The 18,135-nt window shown below is 36.3% G+C and carries 16 protein-coding genes and 1 tRNA gene; 10 read left to right on the top strand and 7 right to left on the bottom strand.

Annotated elements, in window-relative coordinates; all coding sequences use genetic code 11:
* Positions 1–47: 47 nt before the first annotated feature.
* Both ACFFGL_RS08375 and serS read right to left on the bottom strand, forming a co-directional pair.
* On the bottom strand, positions 48–1,832 hold the full coding sequence (locus ACFFGL_RS08375) for a tetratricopeptide repeat protein (RefSeq protein ID WP_309726907.1): 1,785 nt from the start codon (positions 1,830–1,832) through the stop codon (positions 48–50).
* A gap of 48 nt (positions 1,833–1,880) precedes the next feature.
* Entirely contained in the window at positions 1,881–3,152 is a 1,272-nt protein-coding gene (gene serS / locus ACFFGL_RS08370) for a serine--tRNA ligase (RefSeq protein WP_309726908.1), read from the bottom strand.
* Positions 3,153–3,427: 275 nt separating this feature from the next.
* Between serS and ACFFGL_RS08365 the strand changes: the two genes are divergently transcribed.
* Positions 3,428–3,991, top strand: a complete 564-nt coding sequence (locus ACFFGL_RS08365; protein WP_309726909.1) for a helix-turn-helix domain-containing protein — start codon at positions 3,428–3,430, stop codon at positions 3,989–3,991.
* 4 nt (positions 3,992–3,995) lie between these two features.
* Here the strand turns inward: ACFFGL_RS08365 and ACFFGL_RS08360 are convergent, their stop codons facing one another.
* The 5 genes from ACFFGL_RS08360 to ACFFGL_RS08340 all read right to left on the bottom strand — a co-directional run bounded on the left by ACFFGL_RS08360 (position 3,996) and on the right by ACFFGL_RS08340 (position 8,595).
* Positions 3,996–5,324 carry an HTTM domain-containing protein gene (locus ACFFGL_RS08360; protein ID WP_309726910.1) on the bottom strand — a complete coding sequence of 443 codons (1,329 nt, stop codon included), beginning with the start codon at positions 5,322–5,324 and terminating at the stop codon, positions 3,996–3,998.
* 6 nt (positions 5,325–5,330) lie between these two features.
* Positions 5,331–6,251, bottom strand: a complete 921-nt coding sequence (locus ACFFGL_RS08355) for a bifunctional riboflavin kinase/FAD synthetase (protein WP_309726911.1) — start codon at positions 6,249–6,251, stop codon at positions 5,331–5,333.
* 18 nt (positions 6,252–6,269) lie between these two features.
* The gene (gene pth, locus ACFFGL_RS08350) at positions 6,270–6,899 is read right to left on the bottom strand and encodes an aminoacyl-tRNA hydrolase (protein WP_309726912.1); all 630 of its coding nucleotides are present in this window, start codon (positions 6,897–6,899) and stop codon (positions 6,270–6,272) included.
* A 74-nt stretch (positions 6,900–6,973) separates the two neighbouring features.
* Entirely contained in the window at positions 6,974–7,624 is a 651-nt protein-coding gene (locus ACFFGL_RS08345) for a 50S ribosomal protein L25/general stress protein Ctc (RefSeq protein ID WP_309726913.1), read from the bottom strand.
* A gap of 29 nt (positions 7,625–7,653) precedes the next feature.
* Positions 7,654–8,595 carry a ribose-phosphate pyrophosphokinase gene (locus ACFFGL_RS08340; RefSeq protein ID WP_309726914.1) on the bottom strand — a complete coding sequence of 314 codons (942 nt, stop codon included), beginning with the start codon at positions 8,593–8,595 and terminating at the stop codon, positions 7,654–7,656.
* Between the two features lie 213 nt (positions 8,596–8,808).
* On the opposite strand from ACFFGL_RS08340, the gene ACFFGL_RS08335 reads away from it, so the two are divergent.
* The 9 genes from ACFFGL_RS08335 (at position 8,809) to ACFFGL_RS08295 (ending at position 18,134) form a co-directional block, all read left to right on the top strand.
* Positions 8,809–8,890, top strand: a tRNA-Leu gene (locus ACFFGL_RS08335).
* Positions 8,891–9,253: 363 nt separating this feature from the next.
* The gene (locus ACFFGL_RS08330) at positions 9,254–11,041 is read left to right on the top strand and encodes a ParB/RepB/Spo0J family partition protein (protein WP_228249775.1); all 1,788 of its coding nucleotides are present in this window, start codon (positions 9,254–9,256) and stop codon (positions 11,039–11,041) included.
* Positions 11,042–11,152: 111 nt separating this feature from the next.
* Positions 11,153–12,892, top strand: coding sequence for a hypothetical protein (locus ACFFGL_RS08325; RefSeq protein ID WP_228249774.1), 1,740 nt, complete (start codon positions 11,153–11,155; stop codon positions 12,890–12,892).
* Between the two features lie 734 nt (positions 12,893–13,626).
* A complete protein-coding gene (locus tag ACFFGL_RS08320) occupies positions 13,627–13,971 on the top strand; it encodes a single-stranded DNA-binding protein (protein WP_228249773.1) in 345 nt (114 codons plus the stop codon).
* A gap of 75 nt (positions 13,972–14,046) precedes the next feature.
* Positions 14,047–14,427 (top strand): DUF6876 family protein, encoded by a 381-nt coding sequence (locus ACFFGL_RS08315; RefSeq protein WP_228249772.1) that lies wholly within the window; start codon positions 14,047–14,049, stop codon positions 14,425–14,427.
* Between the two features lie 11 nt (positions 14,428–14,438).
* Positions 14,439–14,636, top strand: coding sequence for a hypothetical protein (locus ACFFGL_RS08310; RefSeq protein ID WP_072316413.1), 198 nt, complete (start codon positions 14,439–14,441; stop codon positions 14,634–14,636).
* 445 nt (positions 14,637–15,081) lie between these two features.
* On the top strand, positions 15,082–15,480 hold the full coding sequence (locus tag ACFFGL_RS08305; RefSeq protein ID WP_228249771.1) for a BfmA/BtgA family mobilization protein: 399 nt from the start codon (positions 15,082–15,084) through the stop codon (positions 15,478–15,480).
* Positions 15,481–15,517: 37 nt separating this feature from the next.
* Positions 15,518–16,549 carry a MobB family relaxase gene (mobB, locus tag ACFFGL_RS08300; RefSeq protein WP_228249770.1) on the top strand — a complete coding sequence of 344 codons (1,032 nt, stop codon included), beginning with the start codon at positions 15,518–15,520 and terminating at the stop codon, positions 16,547–16,549.
* Positions 16,550–16,553: 4 nt separating this feature from the next.
* Positions 16,554–18,134, top strand: coding sequence for a type IV secretory system conjugative DNA transfer family protein (locus tag ACFFGL_RS08295; protein WP_228249769.1), 1,581 nt, complete (start codon positions 16,554–16,556; stop codon positions 18,132–18,134).
* Position 18,135: the final 1 nt, after the last annotated feature.

The following is an 18,135-nucleotide window of genomic DNA, read 5'->3' as shown; positions in this document are numbered from 1 at the left end:
TTTGAAAATTTATTTTTGGGAAGCTAATTTAGATGTTGCGATTAATTTTATTCAATAGCGTCGCCGCGCAAACTTCGGTATTTTTTTCTAGCTTCCACAAAATAAATACTATCGGCAAAATTAAAGATAATTTGCTCATACTGCTTTTTAGCTTCTTCGGGTTGATTTAAATAATTTTGATAAAGTTCAGCTAAAAAATAATGCGCATCATCGGCTAAAATATCTTCCCCGTAAAATTCAATAATCGTTAAGTAAATTTTTTCCGCTTGTTGGAAATTTTCTTGTTCTTGTAAGAGTTGCGCTTTTCTAAAAAGGGCTTCATCTTCAATTTTTTCGCCTTTATGTTTCGCTAAAATAGTGTCTAAAACCGCTAATGATTTAGTGTCTTTTTGTTGAAATTTATATAAATCGGCTTTGGCAAAAAGTTTTAAAGCAGTTTGTGTAGAATCTTCTTGCGAGTTGTCTGAAATTAATAAATTCAATTGCATTGCATCGTTTGCAATAAGTTGAGAAGTAGAAGTTTTTAAAATTTTAAGCTGTGTTTGCGACCAATCGAAATCGCCTTTATAATAACTTGTTTTGGCAACTTTAAAACGCGCTTCTTGGGCAATTTCGGTATTTTCAACTAGTTTTTGTACTTGACTGTAATAAATTAAAGCTTGATTAAATTTCTCCTCTAACACCAAAATATCTGCCAATACCATTTTCACGCTGGCTTCTTGAAAACGATTCAGGTTTTTATTCAGTAAATTGTTTAATTGTTCCTTAGCCGTCTCTTTTTCGTTTGTGTGAAAGGCTAAAAATTTAGCATACTGAATTTGAAGTTGCAGTGTTTCTTTTTCTTTCCCTAATTTTTCGAAAATTTGCTGAAAATCATCTTTTATGGCTTGCGATTTTTCGCCGTTAAAATGATCTATTTTTATTTGCATAAGGTATTGATGCGCATTAATAATATCGCGTTGAAGCGTAGCGTTTTCAATAACATACGTTAAAATTTCTTGCGCATCTTCGGTTTCATTTTCTTCCGCGGCAATTAAACCGAGATCGATAATTTGCTGTAGGCGTTTTTCAGGCGAACGTTGATAAATTGCTTTTTCTTGAATAAAAGCTTTTTTAAAATCATTTTGCTGGGTAAAAAGCCAACTTAACAGCTCATTGTAAAGAATATCTGGGTTTTGCTGAATTTTTTTCAGCAGTAATTTTCTTAGAATTTGATTGGCATTATTTTCTGAGTCTTCAGTTATATAAGCAGAAAAATTACGATTAACCGCGTAACGATACTCCGGTTTTTGCTCAATTAGTTCAATATAGCTATTAAACATTTTTTCAATATGACCCTGTTCGCCATAAATTCTAGCCAATTGAACGGTAAGACTAGGGTTTGCACGAGCGCTTAATGAAATTTCATAGGCTTCTACCGCTTCATCTAGTAAGCTATATTTCTGAAAAGCATTCCCAATAGCGTACGCATAATTGGGTTGTTCTTTAATTTTATCGATCGCTTTTTGATAATATTCTTGTGCTTTTTCCGGTTCTTGTTGAAGTTGATAATTATAACCCAATTCTACCCATAAATTTGGATAAATTGAAATTTGTTTTTCATTTTTCAGTAGCATTTGTTCTACTTCATCATATTCTTCTAATTCTTGCATTGAAGAAATTAGACCGTAAACCACTTGAAGATTACGTGGGTTTTCTTGGTAAAGTTTTTTGTAAATCGTTTTGGCTTTTTCGTATTCGCCTTGGTCAAAATAATTTTGCGCCAATTCATGCGATTGCGAAAAGGCACTAAGACTTACAAAAATGAAAAATAAAGTTATAAAAAAACGCATCTTGCTAAGATAACAAAATGCGTTTTGAAATAGTATATTTTTCAAGAATTAATCAATGATATCAAAACCGGTATAGGGAATTAAAACTTCCGGAATTTTGATTCCTTCTTCAGTTTGATAATTTTCTAAAATTCCGGCAAGTACGCGTGGTAAGGCCAATGAACTTCCATTTAACGTATGCACTAATTCTTTTTTGCCTTCTTTATTTTTATAGCGAACTTTTAAACGATTCGCCTGAAAAGTTTCAAAATTTGAGACTGAAGAAATTTCCAGCCAACGATCTTGCGCGGTAGAAAAAACTTCAAAATCGTAGGTTAGGGCAGAAGTGAAGCCTAAATCGCCGCCGCATAATCGTAAAACACGATACGGTAATTTTAATTCACGTAAAATATTTTTTACGTGTTCTACCATATTATCTAAGGTTTGGTAAGAATCTTCCGGTTTTACGAGATTTACCAATTCAACTTTATCAAATTGATGTAAACGATTTAACCCACGAACGTGCGCGCCATAAGAGCCGGCTTCTCTTCTAAAACAAGGCGTAAAAGCGGTACAACGAATCGGTAGATCTTTTTCGGTTAACAAATCGTCGCGAAACATATTGGTAAGCGGAACTTCTGAGGTCGGAATTAAATACAAATCATCATTTTGAATATGATACATTTGTCCTTCTTTATCGGGTAATTGCCCGGTGCCAAAACCTGAAGCTTCGTTTACTACTAGCGGAACTTGATATTCGGTATAACCGGCTTCAATATTTTTATCGAGAAAATAGGTAATTAACGCGCGTTGTAATCGTGCTCCTTTTCCTTTATAAACCGGAAATCCTGCTCCGGTGATTTTATTTCCCAGATCAAAATTAATGAGGTCATATTTTTTGGCTAATTCCCAATGCGGTAAACTTCCTTCAGCTAAAACGGGAATATCACCTTCCTTAAAAATTTCTTCGTTATCATCTTCTGAAACTCCTGCCGGAACCGATTCGTGTGGAACGTTAGGAATTGTGTAAAGGATTTGATTTATTTTTTTTTCCGCCTGCTGAAGTTCTTCTGATAATTTTTTAGAGTTTTCTTTTAAACTTCCGGTTTGCGCTTTTACTTTGTTGGCTTTTTCGTGCTCGCCAGATTTAAAAAGCATCCCGATTTCTTTGGAAAGTTTATTAGATTCTGCTAAGGTGTTATCTAATTCGGTTTGCGTAGCGCGACGGGTTTCGTCGAGTTGAAGCACTTGTTCAAAAAGTTCTTCAGCTTGAAAGTTTCGCTTTTTCAAAGCAGCAATAAAGCTTTCTTTGTGTTCTCTAATTTGAGCGACTTGCAACATCGGTTTTTAGTTTTGAGGTAAAATTACTTTTTTCAGAAAATATAAACTTCAAAGTTAATTAATCTCTATTTGTTTCAGGTAAAAAAAATCGACAACTTTAGGAATCTACACTTCATAATTTATATCTTCTTTTATCTACTTAAAATTAATTCATACTTTTTAAAAGCTTTGATTTTTATTGATTTTGACACGAATGTCATAAAAATGTCACACTAAAACCGTTAGATAAAGTTACGGGTTGTGCTAGTTTTGTGTCTTCAAAAAAATAAAATAGTATGGAAAAAATAGGTGAAAAAATTAAACAGATTAGAACGCAAAAAGGATTGTCTCAAGAATTACTGGCTGAAGAAGCGAAAGTGAATTTAAGAACGATTCAGCGAATTGAAAATAATGAAAGCGAGCCGAGAGGAAAAACTTTAAATTTAATTTGTGATGCCTTGAAAGTAAATGTTGAAGATATTGTTGAATATGGTAAAAAAACAGATCAAACTTTTTTAGTTGTTCTTCACCTTTCCGTGCTTTCTTTTTTAGTTATTCCTTTAGGAAATATTCTTATCCCGTTAATTTTATGGGTAAATAAAAAGGATAAAATTATCGGATTAAAAGAAGCGGGAGCAAATCTGCTTAACTTTCAAATATTTTGGTGCATCGTTACTTATTGCTTATTTATAGGTTATGCTTTTTTAAAAATTATGCATATTTCCGGTTTCACTATATTGATTTATTCAGCAATGTTTCTGGTTTTAATAAATATTATATTATCTGTGCTTTTTGCTATAATAAGCAGAAAAAAGATGTCTAAAAATCTTTATCCAACTATAGTGAAGTTAATTAAATAGAAGTTTATTTTTTAGATTTTTCTAAATTAGAAGGTAAAATCCAGTCGTTATGGGAAAAATAATTCCATTCGGCTTTTGCCATATCAACATTCGGGTCAATTAAGGGTTGAGATGGTCTATTATTTACCCGAACTTTTGCATTTACATAAATTGAAATATCTTCTCCTTTTTCTTCGTATTCTTTTTTGAGCCGTTGGCAAAATTGCCAAATTACATCTGGTTTTGTAGAAACGATGCCCATTTGTTTTTTCGATAAATAATTCCGTTTAGGAACAATTATCTTTTTTCCAGTGTTATTATCTACGATCGTGAATGTGCTGTGTCCACTTTTGGAACGCAACATCATTCGCCAACTTAATCGGTGACCTTCTTCTGTCCATAAAACGTTATCAGGAATAAACCAATGGCGAAGTGGAAGGCAAAGTTGAAGTAAAAACCAAATGACAAAAAAACTTACTAAAGCAGGTTTGTAGTTCGGAACTGTAACTTCTTCAAGTTCGTAAAATTTCTTTTTCGGTAAAAAACGTTGCTGAATACTTTTCGCCGGAAAGAAAAACAAACAAAATGCTAGTGATAAATAAGGGAAAATTCCTATTTGAAAAACAATGCTATTAAAAAGATGAAAGAAAATTGCAGCGATAAAAATGGGTTTTCGCGTTGGTTTCCACAATAAACAAGGAACCACAATTAAATCGAAAATTAACCCGAAATACGTAATTACGCCGGGAACCCAATCGTTCTGTAAAAAATCGCCAATAAGCCAATAATCCTGTTTGCTTTTCATTAATAAAGCCGGTACCGTTCCATCGAGCCAATCGGGATAAAGTTTCGCTACCGAGGCATACGTATAAACGATCCACAATTGTAGGATGATGAAAATGTTAACCCAATTAGGCATCGAGAATTTTTTTAATGCCGGTTTTTGCTTTACATCAACTGAAAAATAGCGATGCGCAGGAACAATTAGCATAAAAATGCAAATGAGAATCAATAAATAATAATGGTTATTATAACTCGATTTTTGCATAAAATACACACAAGACCACATGAGCGTGTAACTTGCCATGCTAAATCTGTATTTATAGCCGAGGGTAACAAAAACGCCAAATAGACCCATTACGGCGTAATAATAATACATTCCGTTACCGGGAAGCGGTTGTAAAAAATCGAGCCCGATAAAATTGAAGGTAAACGTAGGTTCAATTAAGGTTCTTCTAATCCAGCCGGTGAAAATTGCGCCCCAGGCTTCAATCGTGATGAGTAAACCAAAACAAACGCGAAAAACAATTAACGCGCTACTATCTACTTGTTTGAACAACCATTTTTGAAGCATTGCGTTTTAGGTTGATTTGTGTTTTTTAAGGTAATTAAAACTGTATTCTTCATCTTCTTTCATCGCCGAAATTAATTCATCTACATCATTAAAATTCTGCTCATCGCGAATTCGGGTAATTAAGTTGATGCTTATTTCTTTTCCGTAGAGATTTTTATCTAAATCGAAAAAATAGGTTTCGATGGTTTGTTCTTTTCCGCCAACGGTTGGATTGGTTCCAATATTCATCATTCCGTAATATTTTTTCTTGTCAATTACAGAACTTACCACATAAACGCCGCCTTTAGGAATAAGTTTATACTCTTCTTCAATTTGTAAATTTGCGGTAGGATAGCCTAATTGTTTTCCTAAACCTTTTCCTTTTACAATCTTTCCGGTAAGCATAAACGGTTCACTTAAATAAGTGTTTGCCTTTTCTAATTCACCATTTTCCAAGGCTTTTCTAATTTTAGTTGAACTTACGGCGACTTCTTCGATATCTTCTTTAGAGATTTCTTCTACTTCAAAATGAAATTGTTTACCTAGTTTTCGAAGATCTTGAATATCGGCGGTTCTATTTCTTCCGAAGCGATGATCGTAACCAATAATTACGCGTTTTGCTTGCAATTTTTTTACTAAAATAGATTGCACATATTCTTGCGCGGTTAGGCGAGAAAATTCTTTGGTGAACGGATAAACCACTATTTCTTCGACGCCGGCTTTTTTTAAAATTTTCTTGCGCTCTTCAATAGTATTAATCAGTTTAATTTTACTTTCTTGCTGAAGAACCATTCTTGGATGCGGAAAAAATGTGAGTACAGTTGCTTTTAAATGATTTTTTTTACCAGAATCTACCAAACGTTTAATTATTTTCCGGTGACCCACGTGAACGCCATCGAACGTGCCAATGGTAATTACTGCCCCTTTTTTCTGAAGAAATTCTTCCATATTAAAAATACTGCCGGTTTATTTTCCGTTAAAATTATTCATGGTATTCGAAACGCCCGCGGTACCAAACGATTTAATTAGTTCTATAGCTTTATCTAAACGTTCGGGCATTTGTTTTTTTTCATCTTCGCTCCATTCACCTAAAACATAATTAATTTGATTTCCTTTGGAGAATTCATCGCTAATCCCAAACCGAAATCGATTATATTTATTCGTATTGAGTTGTTGCTGAATATCTTTTAGTCCGTTATGGCCGCCGTCACTTCCTTTGGTTTTTAATCGAATAGTTCCGAAAGGTAAATTTAAATCGTCTGTAATGATTAAAAGATTTTCTAACGGAATTTTTTCTTTGGTTAACCAATAATTAACAGCTTTTCCACTTAAATTCATAAAAGTGCTTGGCTTGAGTAAAATAAACTTTCGTCCTTTGTATTTAAATTCGGCTCTGTCGCCTAGTTTAACGGTTTCAAAAGTTAGGGTTTCTTTTTCAGCTAAATAATCTAAAATTTTGAAGCCAATATTGTGTCGCGTGTTATGGTATTTAGGTCCAATATTACCTAAACCTACCACTAAAAATTTTTTCATGGAGTTGTCGCTTTCCTGATCTTTCTTTTTCTTACTTAAAATTCTACCGAAGAATGATAGCATTGTCTAGTTTTCAGTAAAAATAAAAAAAGCATCCCAATTAAAGGATGCTTTTTTATATAAGAGATAAAATGATTCTATCCGTCGTTAGAAGCAGCCGCAGCTCCTTCGTCATGAACTTCTGTTGCAGGTACATCTCCAGCATCTACTTCATCTTCGTCTTCATCATCGGTAGTAACAATATTACGCGATGTTCTAACTTGACAAATTACCGTGTTATCTGGGTGTAAAATATTGTAATCATCACTTTTTACAGCGGTTACATATAATTTGTTACCAATTTTAAGCGGTGTTACGTCTGCTACAATATAATCTGGCAATTTGTTTGCAAGACCTCTTACTTTCATACGACGTAAGTTGAAACGTAAAACTCCACCATTTTTAACACCTTTTGGCACGCCTTCTGAGTGAACAGGAATTTCCATGGTGATTTCTTGATCATCATCGAATTCATAGAAATCCATGTGTAAAATAGCGTCTGTTACCGGGTGAAATTGAATGTCTTGGAGGACAGCGTTCACTTTTGTTCCGTCTTCTAATTCAAGAATTACCGTATGCACATCTGGTGTGTAGATAAGACTGTTGAAAGACACTTCTGGTGCTGAAAAGTGCAATGGGTTTTCTCCTCCGTATAATACGCAAGGAACCTCTCCAGCATTACGTAAGGCTTTTGTTGATTTCTTGCCTACGCTTTCTCTTTTAGATCCTTTGATCGTAATTGACTTCATTTCTAAAAAATATTAATTAATAAAATAGTTTACATTAAAAATTTTGAACTGATTGATTTATTTTCGTGCACGCTTTTCATTACGTCAGCGAACAGTTCTGCGCACGAAACGACTTTTATTTTTTTCGATTCTTGTTTTAAGGGAATAGAATCGGTTACGATTAATTGTTGCAGTTTAGAATTTTCTATTTTTTCGTATGCATTTCCTGATAATACCGGGTGCGTACAAATAGCGCGAACACTTTTTGCGCCTTTTTCCATCATTACATCTGCTGCTCTGGTTAACGTACCTGCGGTATCCACCATATCGTCAACTAAAATAACGTTCTTTCCTTTAACATCACCAATTAATTCCATATGAGAAATCACATTGGCTTTAGCGCGTTGTTTATAACAAATTACTACATCGCTCTCTAAGACTTTAGAATACGCATAGGCTCTTTTTGAACCACCCATATCGGGTGATGCCATGGTGAGATTATCTAAACCTAAAGCTTTTAAATGTGGTAAAAATATTGTGGAAGCAAATAAATGATCTACCGGGCGTTCAAAAAACCCTTGGATTTGATCGGCATGTAAATCCATGGTGATAATTCTTGTAGCTCCTGCAGTTTCCAGCATTTTTGCTATTAATTTTGCAGCAATTGGTACACGCGGTTTATCTTTTCTATCTTGACGTGCCCAACCAAAATAAGGCATTACTGCTGTAATGTGTCTTGCTGAAGCTCTTTTTGCAGCGTCTAACATGAGTAGCATTTCCATTAAATGGTCGCTTCCCGGATGAGTAGAACCAATTAAAAATACACGTGCTCCACGAATAGATTGTTCAAACGAAGGTTGAAATTCACCATCACTATAGGTTGAAGTAATTACATTTCCCAATGGGATTCCGTAAGCCTTTGCAATATTTTCCGCAAGTTCTGTACTTTGTGAACAAGCAAAAATTTGTGCTTCTGTAATTCCTTTAACCATAATAAGATACGCTTCTAAAAAATTATTTTATATGCCTCTTTTAACAAGCTGCAAATTTAGGAATTTATTTGAAGCTAAAAAGTAATATTTTCACTATTTTTCCGCAAAGATGTAAAATTATTTTATAATTTTGCAATCCAAATTTGCTCGAGTGGCGGAACTGGTAGACGCGCTGGATTCAAAATCCAAATTTGAAATCGCGCAGAATTAAAGGCCGAAGTGGTGGAATGGTAGACACGATGGATTCAAAATCCATTGCTGATAAGGCGTGAGGGTTCGAGTCCCTCCTTCGGTACTAAAAAAGCTGAGATGAAAATCTCGGCTTTTTTTATGACTTGGTACAACATAGGTACAACATCTTGCTATTTTGAAGTCAACATTTTTATTGATGTTAAATTCTTCTATTTGTTTTTAAATCCTATGAATTTACAATCAAAATAATAAAATTTATCTAATCACGACCTTACTTCTTCGTAAGGGGAGTTTATTATCATACAATATACCCGCAAGGTAAACTCGTAAAATACTTCCATCAAAAGACTACGGCATAAAGCCAACGCTTCTTCGACTACTCATTTATTCCGTTTCCTTTTGAGCCAAGATTTTATCTTCCGTTTGGTTTCTGCTCAAATATTGTTTAATCAAAAATTTGAGTATTATGACAACAAAAGCGAGTGCCACAAAGAAGGGCAGTAGAGCTAAATCTACCGCCAAGAAAGAAGTAAACGGAAAGAAATCATCCGTACTTCAAATTCAGAACTTACCATTAGGCAACATCAAGCCTGACCCAGAACAACCAAGAAAGACTTTCAACAAAGATGCATTACAGCAACTTTCTGAGAGTATCGAAAATCACGGTGTAATACAGCCAATCACAGTAAGGCAATTAAATGGCCATTACATCATAGTGATGGGCGAACGCCGATATCGTGCAAGCAAGCTGGCCGGAAAAACGACTATCCCCTGTATCGTTAGGACTTATGAGAACAATGATGTCCTTGAATTTCAAATCATCGAGAACCTACAACGACAGGATGTAGAACCAACCGAGGAAGCTGAGGCAATTGCCTATCTAAGCGAAAAATATGCGCCAACAGAAATTGCCAAACGATTAGGTAGAACGGATAACTTTATCAGACAACGCCTAAAATTGGCAGGTTTGATAGAGGGTTTCAAACACTTTGTTCGCAATGGCGAAATGACGATTTCGTTAGGTGTTGGTGTCGCACTTTTTGCACCAGAAGAACAACAGATGATGTTGGAAACGATGGGCGAAGACTTTAATGCCCACCAAATAAACAGGATGATTAAGGATCAGACCTATGACTTGGAAAAAGCATCTTTCGATGTAGCGGATAAGAAGTTAGTGCCGAAAGCTGGGTCTTGTGTAGAATGTCCGTCTAATGCCACCAATCAAGGAAATCTGTTCGGCGAGGGTAAAATGGTCTGCACAAAATCAGCTTGTTTTGAAACGAAGAAAAACAAATCGTTCTTGAACTTGATTGAAAAATCCAAGAAAGAAAATATCCTATTGATTCCTGAAATACGACAGTACTGGGCAGATGACGAAAACAACCAGCTCATTATTTCACAGTTGGAAAAGAACGGTTTGAAGGTCTATTTGCTGGATGATGTTGAAATCATTGAAAATCCATTTGAGCCCACAATCGAAGCCATCAAAAAAGAGTACCAACATTACGATTATTCCGAAGATGAACTAAAAGCTGAGCTTAAGGAAGCCATTGAGAACTACGAAGAAGAATTGAAAAATTACAATTCGGCAACTGACAACGGATTTGTAAAAGGTATCGTATTCCATCCTGAAACCTACCAAAACAAGGAAGTGTTTGTCAAGATAATCGAGAAATCAAAAGATAAATCGAGCGAGTATTCAGAACCATTGGCCAACAGAAAAATGGCAGATTGTACACCCGAAGAACAAATCGTGAAAATCAACGAAAGGGAAATCCGCAAGAAGCACATCGAGAACAACAAGCAATTTGAAGAAGTTGTTGAAATGATACGAGAGACCGAATACATCAATTCGAAGAAGACACTTTCGACAGATGAAATGGTGGCATTCTCGATATCGCTCTTTGAAAATAATGTGGACTATATGAGCCAACAAAAGTATTTCTCAAAGTTCTTGGGCAACACGTCCAAGATGACCAAAGTTAAAATGGTCGAGAATTTCAAGAAGAATTTCAAAAAGGAAATCTTTCACAAGCTGATACGCTATATGCTTACAAAACAAGTGCATTTTGGCGAAAGCAATCACGTCAATAATTTGACGAATATTTCATTCTACAATGCAATGCAAGGATATTACAAATCCAAGATTGCCGATATTGAGAAGGAATATGCTGAAAAGAGAGACAAACGTGAAGTACGTTTGAAAGAGCGTATCACAGTTCTTGAAAAGAAAATTCAGGAACTCAACGATTAGCTTTTGTTGTTTGAAGAAGGGTCGGCATTCGTGCTGGCCCTTTTTCTTTTCATAACTCACCTGTTCTATTTATTAATGTTATATTAACTATGTTATTAAATTAATGAAAATATGAAAATTAAACTCGGCGTTACATTTGAAGCTTGTTTCCCTGAGGAAGAGCGAAAATCTTTAGATGAATATCTGAGTGGGATAAGTCGCGAGACTTTGCTAAAAACAGGGTCTCACTTTCTTGGTTTTGATACGGAAAAATCTAAGTACAGCAATGTTGTCGCTTTTATGAATATGTTCTTTTCGCAGAGGAATCAAGATTTTGCTCAAGACGCATATCAAAATTTAGTGAACTATGTGGCACAGGCAGAATACGATATAGGTGATTATGAAATTCCATACGTTGGCAGTAGTCTTTTGTTTTTTGAATATGTTTTTGATAATGTTTCCGAAGATATTGAAACAGAAAAAACCAACGAGGAAATGGAACGCGATATGTTTAAAGCGTACCTACATCTCAACCAAGTTGCATTTACCGATAGAGGTATTGCGCAAAGTGAGGCCGATGAAAAATCTGGTATAAAATTTACACCTGCACAGGCTTTGCTTATGTTGCAATTTCATAATTTTGATTTTATAAATTACAGAACTGACAAGGTGTTTACGTGTCAGTTCTTACGTGCCTTATCCTATTTTGAATTTCTTTCTGGTATTGAGCGATGTAAACCTTTACTAATAGCCTTTTACGAACACTATGGTGTTGAAAATTATAATGAATACTTGCGACGTCTTCTCGGTATAACTTATTCGGTTTTAATGAAAGATAAAGAGGCCCATACAGAAATCCATCTTGAAGACCCAGCCCACGAAGATTTTATAGATAAACACATTTTGTCGTCAGAAGAGATAGCAGAAGAACTTGATTTCGTGACTTTGAGGAGTAAACCGCTTTACAAAGTAGAGGACTTGAAATATCGTATTATTTCACCACTTTTTGTAATCGAGATGATTTATAATGGCCTGTATTTTCGATTAAAACTAATCAATGATGAACTTCCGGATGAACAAAGGGTAAAAGGGCTATACGGACTTAAAACTTATGAATATAGCGAGCAATACGCTCTCGATACCTTGCTGAGTGAAATTTTTGGAAATCGATACGTTCAAAAATCAGGAAAAGAGCTTGACGAGTTGATGGATGGTGCGCCTGACTACTATATCAGAAACGGAAAACGAGCAATGCTATTTGAATCTAAGGATATTTTGATATCGAAAGAATCAAAAACAAGTCCAGATTATACTGTGCTTGAAGAAGAATTCAGATTAAAGTTATTTGAAAACGAAAAGGGCAAACCAAAAGCTGTTAGACAGCTTACAGCAAATATTGAAACTCTACTTAAAGGTGAAGCAACCTATGACCCGAAGTTTCCATTAAAAAAAGGAATTATCAGACCTGTATTGGTCGTGCATTACAGAATGTTCAATACAGCGGGCACAAACAGTATAGTTAATAGTTGGTTCAAGGATGAGCTTACTAAGTTGGAGGAAAGTGGCCTGGATATTTCCAGAGTTCAAGATTTGGTCATTATAGATATTGATACCTTAATGTTCAATAAAGAAGCTCTTCAATCCAAAAAAATAAAATTATGGGATGTACTAATGGAATACCAAGAAGATTATCTAAGGTTTGAATTGTCGAAAGCCAAACCAAAACCACAATCTGAAGAAGAGGGAATTGCTATGCTAAAATCATCATACAAACCTTTTTCATTCTTTTTAGATAACAAGGTCGAAACAGCAAAGCTCACCAGAACACCAAAAGAATTATTGGATAGAGCAGCACTACTTTTTCCAGAGTAAAACATCTGTATCCCATTCAGCACATTCCCCTACATTCCACGCCTACCTGCTGAAAAAGGCAGGCAACCACTTCATTTCGGGAAAAGAGCTTCCCTACAAAAATCTTGGACACCGCACCCGATTTCTACTTTCCATTCCGCTAACCCTGCCCGCTGCACCGGGAAGGGACGTTGCATTCCCAATCCGAAATAGGGTACGAAGTCCGCTTTTCATCGGAAAGCCATCACTTCAATTTTCTTAACAGGATTTTCGGCGCGGTCTTCTTGATCCCTCACTCGAAAATCCCTAAAAACCAAACCGCTGTCTTACACATTTTAAGGGGTTTATAATGGATAAAGCCTGTGTTGTTTTTCGGGGCGTCGAAAAACAGGCACGCCATAACCAATTCTACACCTGCCCGTCCGGTCAGGTGGGTTAAACCCAGCCACTCATTTCGCTTAACTGTCGGTACGCTCAAATCGTAACCGGATTTAAAAGAATTGCTAATGCCCTTATGGAACTTGTCAAGACTGTACAAAGTTTTAGTGAAAAATAAGGTTTCTACTTCCTTGAAATTCCGAGGAATTTACTACGTCGCAAACACACCTGATTTATTCCCTAAAAGTCTTGACAAAACCCACTCTATCCATTGTGCGATGCACGAAAGAAAAGAACAAACACCCCTTAAAATTTAATCTGAATTGAAAAGGGAAATATTAATCAAGCCTGTAAAAGGCATTTAAAACCATTTAGTTATGAGTACTATTAGAAATCACGTACAGTTGATTGGAAACGTTGGACAAGAGCCAACCATTACGAACCTTGAAAGCGGTAAGAAAGTAGCCCGCTTCTCACTCGCTACAAACGAGTACTACAAAGACAGCAAAGGCGAAAAGCAAACCGACACCAACTGGCATACCGTTGTGGCTTGGGGCAAGACCGCTGAAATCGTTGAGAAATATGTTGAAAAAGGCAAGGAAGTAGGAATCACGGGAAAACTAAAGACCCGAACCTACACCACGGACGATGGAAACCAACGCTATGTTACCGAAGTCGTAGCCGATGAAATCCTTTTGCTTGGAAACAAAAGCGACAAGTAATTCAAAAATAAAGAGGGCGTAACCGTCAAAAGATGCGCCCTCTTTTCATTATTCAAATCTTAAAAATTTTAAACAATGAAAGCACAAGTTAACGAAATTAAAGAGCGGTTGCAATATTTTAATGGAACAGAAATGTTCTATCAAATCCCGCTATTGAAAACACGATTTACTGACGGTTTGAAATATTTATCAGAAGTTGCCGAATGTTTTTGGCTCATAACGGATGCTTCGGTAATTGCTAAAAGTCTGATGAACCGAAGCGAATTTATCACAATCGATTTTAAAAGATTGCCCGAAGAAAAACAGGATTATTTGGGTTACGAAGCCGAGATAATTTACAGTGATGGCAACGATACCATTTTGGAAAAACACGGCTATCGTGCCACCGATTTTCCACTCGATGAACTGCGGTTGTTTTTTGTAAATGATACGCTGATGCTACCAAGTGAATATTAAAACCTATCGCTATGGTATATCTTAATTTTACAGACTTGAGCGAGGAAGCTCAAAACCGACTTTTGGAAACGTCCAAAGAAGATGTGAAACGAAAATTTGGCGATAGCATCCGCAAATACGTTAAAGAAAATTATGGCTGTTTTGAAACGATGATTGAAGAAGAAGCACTTCGGAATTTATATTCTTACACCTATGTATTTAATATATGAAATTTTGAAACAATAAGGTAAACGCCTCTGAATTTTCAGAGGTGTTTTTGTGTGTAATTAAACCTACATCAAGAAAAAATCACTATCTTTATTTCGCTGAAATGCAGCATTACAAATTAAAGTAAGGTTATCCAATTTTCGACTTTCGCCGATACTCTTACACATCGAAAAATAACATATCGGAAATTCATTTTCCCTGAAAATGGCAATCGGCTTTTTTGCCGAATTGTATGGATTTTTGTCACGCTTGCGCGTGACGAAAAGGAATAGCAAGAGGGTAACGGGCTGCACCACGTTACATATTCTATTTTCGTTTTAATCTATTGATTTTTAATAAGTTAAAATCAATCAGGATTTAAAAATTCCAACAATTTGCGTCAAATGGTCTTGGAACACCAGTAAATAGGGATGGATTTACGTCAAATCTTTAAAAAAGCGAAAGGAAATGGATTCATTCATCACTATCAGGTTCAAACGAAAAACTGCCAAGCGGTTTCAGGAATTTTCCAAAATGCACTTTAAAACGCACACCGAAGCGATGGAAAGCATCCTTGATTTCTTTCTCTATAACGAGATTTCCCCAAAGGAAAAATTAGGACCAACCGGACGTACTATTGAGGCTAAGCTCTTGAAAAGAATCAACGCTGTAATTGCCATAATGCGTGATGTAGAAAAGACCCAAACCAAGCCCACGGTCGCAATGTTGCAATCCCTTTTTGTGATGGACGAACCCAAAAAGAAACCACTCATTTTGGAAAAGAAATATGCCGAAGAAAAGAAAGAAGTACGCTTTCGCGAAATCGAGTCTACGAGATTCACGAACGAAGAGAGAGCGAAGCGGTAAAAGCCAAATCTAAAAAACGAACTCTAATATTCGAGCTATGTACATCACAATAACACCTCAAAAAATGGGCGGTAACTTTTCCAAAAGTTCAGCAGATTTTGTGGGTTATTTAGAGAAAGAAAACCAAGGTTTGGAACAACAGGATATGGAACATTTTTTCAATCAATACGGCGATGAGATTTCTGCTGAGGAAGTCATTAAGGAAATCGATGGGAATACCGCAAAACTGGAAAAACACGAACCAAGATTCTACTCAATTACCGTGAGTCCTTCAAAATATGAATTGCGAAAACTTCAGAACAGTAGCGAAGATTTAAAACGATACACCAGAGAGCTGATGAAAGATTATGTGGCTTCATTCAATAGGGAAATCAAAGGGCGACCGGTAAACATCGATGATATAAAGTACTATGCAAAAATAGAGCATCAACGCACCTTTAAGGGAATAGATTTTCAGGTAAAGGAAAATCAACCCTTTGCAACAAAAATACTTCAGCTGAAAACTGAAATCCGAAACGTTCAGGAAGGACGAGCTGAAGGAAATATTAAAAGGATGAAAAAGCAAATCGCCAAACTGGAACGCCAGGCACCACACCAACAAAACGGAAAACGGATTGTCCAGGGAATGCAAAAAGATGGAAACCAAAGCCACATCCATATTATCGTGAGCCGAAAGGATGCATCCAACAGATTCAGCTTGTCGCCCGGAAGCAAATACAGAGCATCCGACGTGAAGTTAAATGGGGAAACCGTAAAACGTGGATTTGACCGAGATAAATTCTTTGAAAGAGCAGAAAAAACATTCGATAAGACTTTCGGCTATAAACGAAACTTTGCTGAGACCTACAAAGCCCGAAAGGATTTTGTGAAGAATCCCAATCTTTATTTCGCTGCCTTGATGAAATTGCCAGCCAACGAAAAGGCATTGGCGTTTAAAATGATAGCAAAAACAGGATTGCCGATAGCGCCAAATATTCCAGTTAGTCAAACACAGATTGCACTTCGGATTCTTAAACGGTTAAGGCGTGGTGCTGAAATAGCGATTAAATCAAGTTCCATAGGAATCTAAAATTATGCAGATTGACAATTTCATAACGATACTTTCAATTATTGGTCTGGCCAGTATCGTTTTCTATGGGATGTTTCGGGTAAGTAGGTACGCATTCATCGTTAATTTTCTGGTGCTTGGTGCGATGGTGTTTTACTTAAACGAGGAAAATGCATTGACTCTTATTGCCCTCTATCTGGTTTGCCCTCTCATATTAATTAACATAGGAATGTACGTGTTCCTTCACAAAACGGATAAACCGATAAATGGCGATAGCAAATATCAGGTCAGCTTTGACACCACCAAAGGAAATTTCAAATTGGATAACATCAAACGTGGTGCATCCATCATCGGTTCTGCCGGAAGTGGAAAGACCGAAAGCGTTGTGTATGGATTTCTGAAACACTTCCGGAAAGAGAACTTTTGTGGAATTATCCACGATTACAAGGATTTTGAACTGACCGAAATGGCGTACCCGCTTTTCAAGGATAATGATATTCCGTTTAAGGTCATTTCCTTTGATAAAATCATCCACAGGGTAAATCCTATCGCACCACGGTATTTAGAGAACGAGGAAAGCGTAAACGAAGTGTCAAGGGTATTAATAGAAAACCTTTTAGAGCAAAGAGAAAGTGGTACAACTGGCACGACAAAATTCTTTAACGATGCAGCTGAAGGTTTGATTGGTGGATTGATTTGGAAACTGAAAACCACCTATCCTGAGTTTTGTACCCTTCCACATTTGATTGCCATTTACCAATATCTGGATACGGACAGCCTAATCCAGTTCTTGGAAACCAACACCACATCGAGGGCGATGGCAGATGCTTTTATAAGCGGCAAGGATTCGGATAGGCAGACGGCTGGCGTAAAAAGTACTTTGGCCAATGCCCTGAAACGAATTAGTACACAACGCATTTTTATGGCATTGTCCGCAGATGAAGTGCCGCTCAATATCAATAATGTTCAAAATCCAGCGGTAATTTCTATTGTGAACAACCCAAAATTTGAAACGTCGTATTCGCCAGTAATTGCTACCATTATCCACACCATTACTAAACAAATGAGTGTACGAAATTCAAAACCGTCTTTCTTACTGATGGAAGAAGCACCGACCATCCGTTTGCTGAATATGCACCGCATTCCAGCAACGCTTAGAAGTTATGACATTGCTACGATTTACGTTATGCAGGACAAAATCCAAAACGATATGATGTATGGCGACAAGGCGAGTAAAGCCATATTGAGTAATTTATCCTATCAATTTTTTGGAAAGGTCAACGACCCGGACACCGCTAAATACTATGAGCGCTTTTTTGAGATTATCAAGGATCCTACAAAAAGCATAAGTCGAGGACATAATCTGGATTTTGATACTCGAATAACCACAGGCGAAAAGGAAATTCCTAAGATTAGAGCGGACGTGTTTTTTAGATTGAAACAGGGCGAGTTCATTACCTATGCAGATGGGAAAGATAAAAAGGTACAGTTTAAATTGCAGCAAATCCCGCGTGAGCTTCCCAAGGAATCAAAACAATTTACCGCGGCTGATTTAGAGGCTAATTTTGAGCAGGTTTATGATGAAGTGCGGTCGATATTTAGCTGAT

The organism is Mesonia maritima (genome assembly GCF_042433895.1).
In the GTDB taxonomy this organism is placed as follows: domain Bacteria; phylum Bacteroidota; class Bacteroidia; order Flavobacteriales; family Flavobacteriaceae; genus Mesonia; species Mesonia maritima.
Note: the sequence above shows the minus strand (reverse complement) of the source record. Positions and strands in the feature narration are given on the sequence as shown.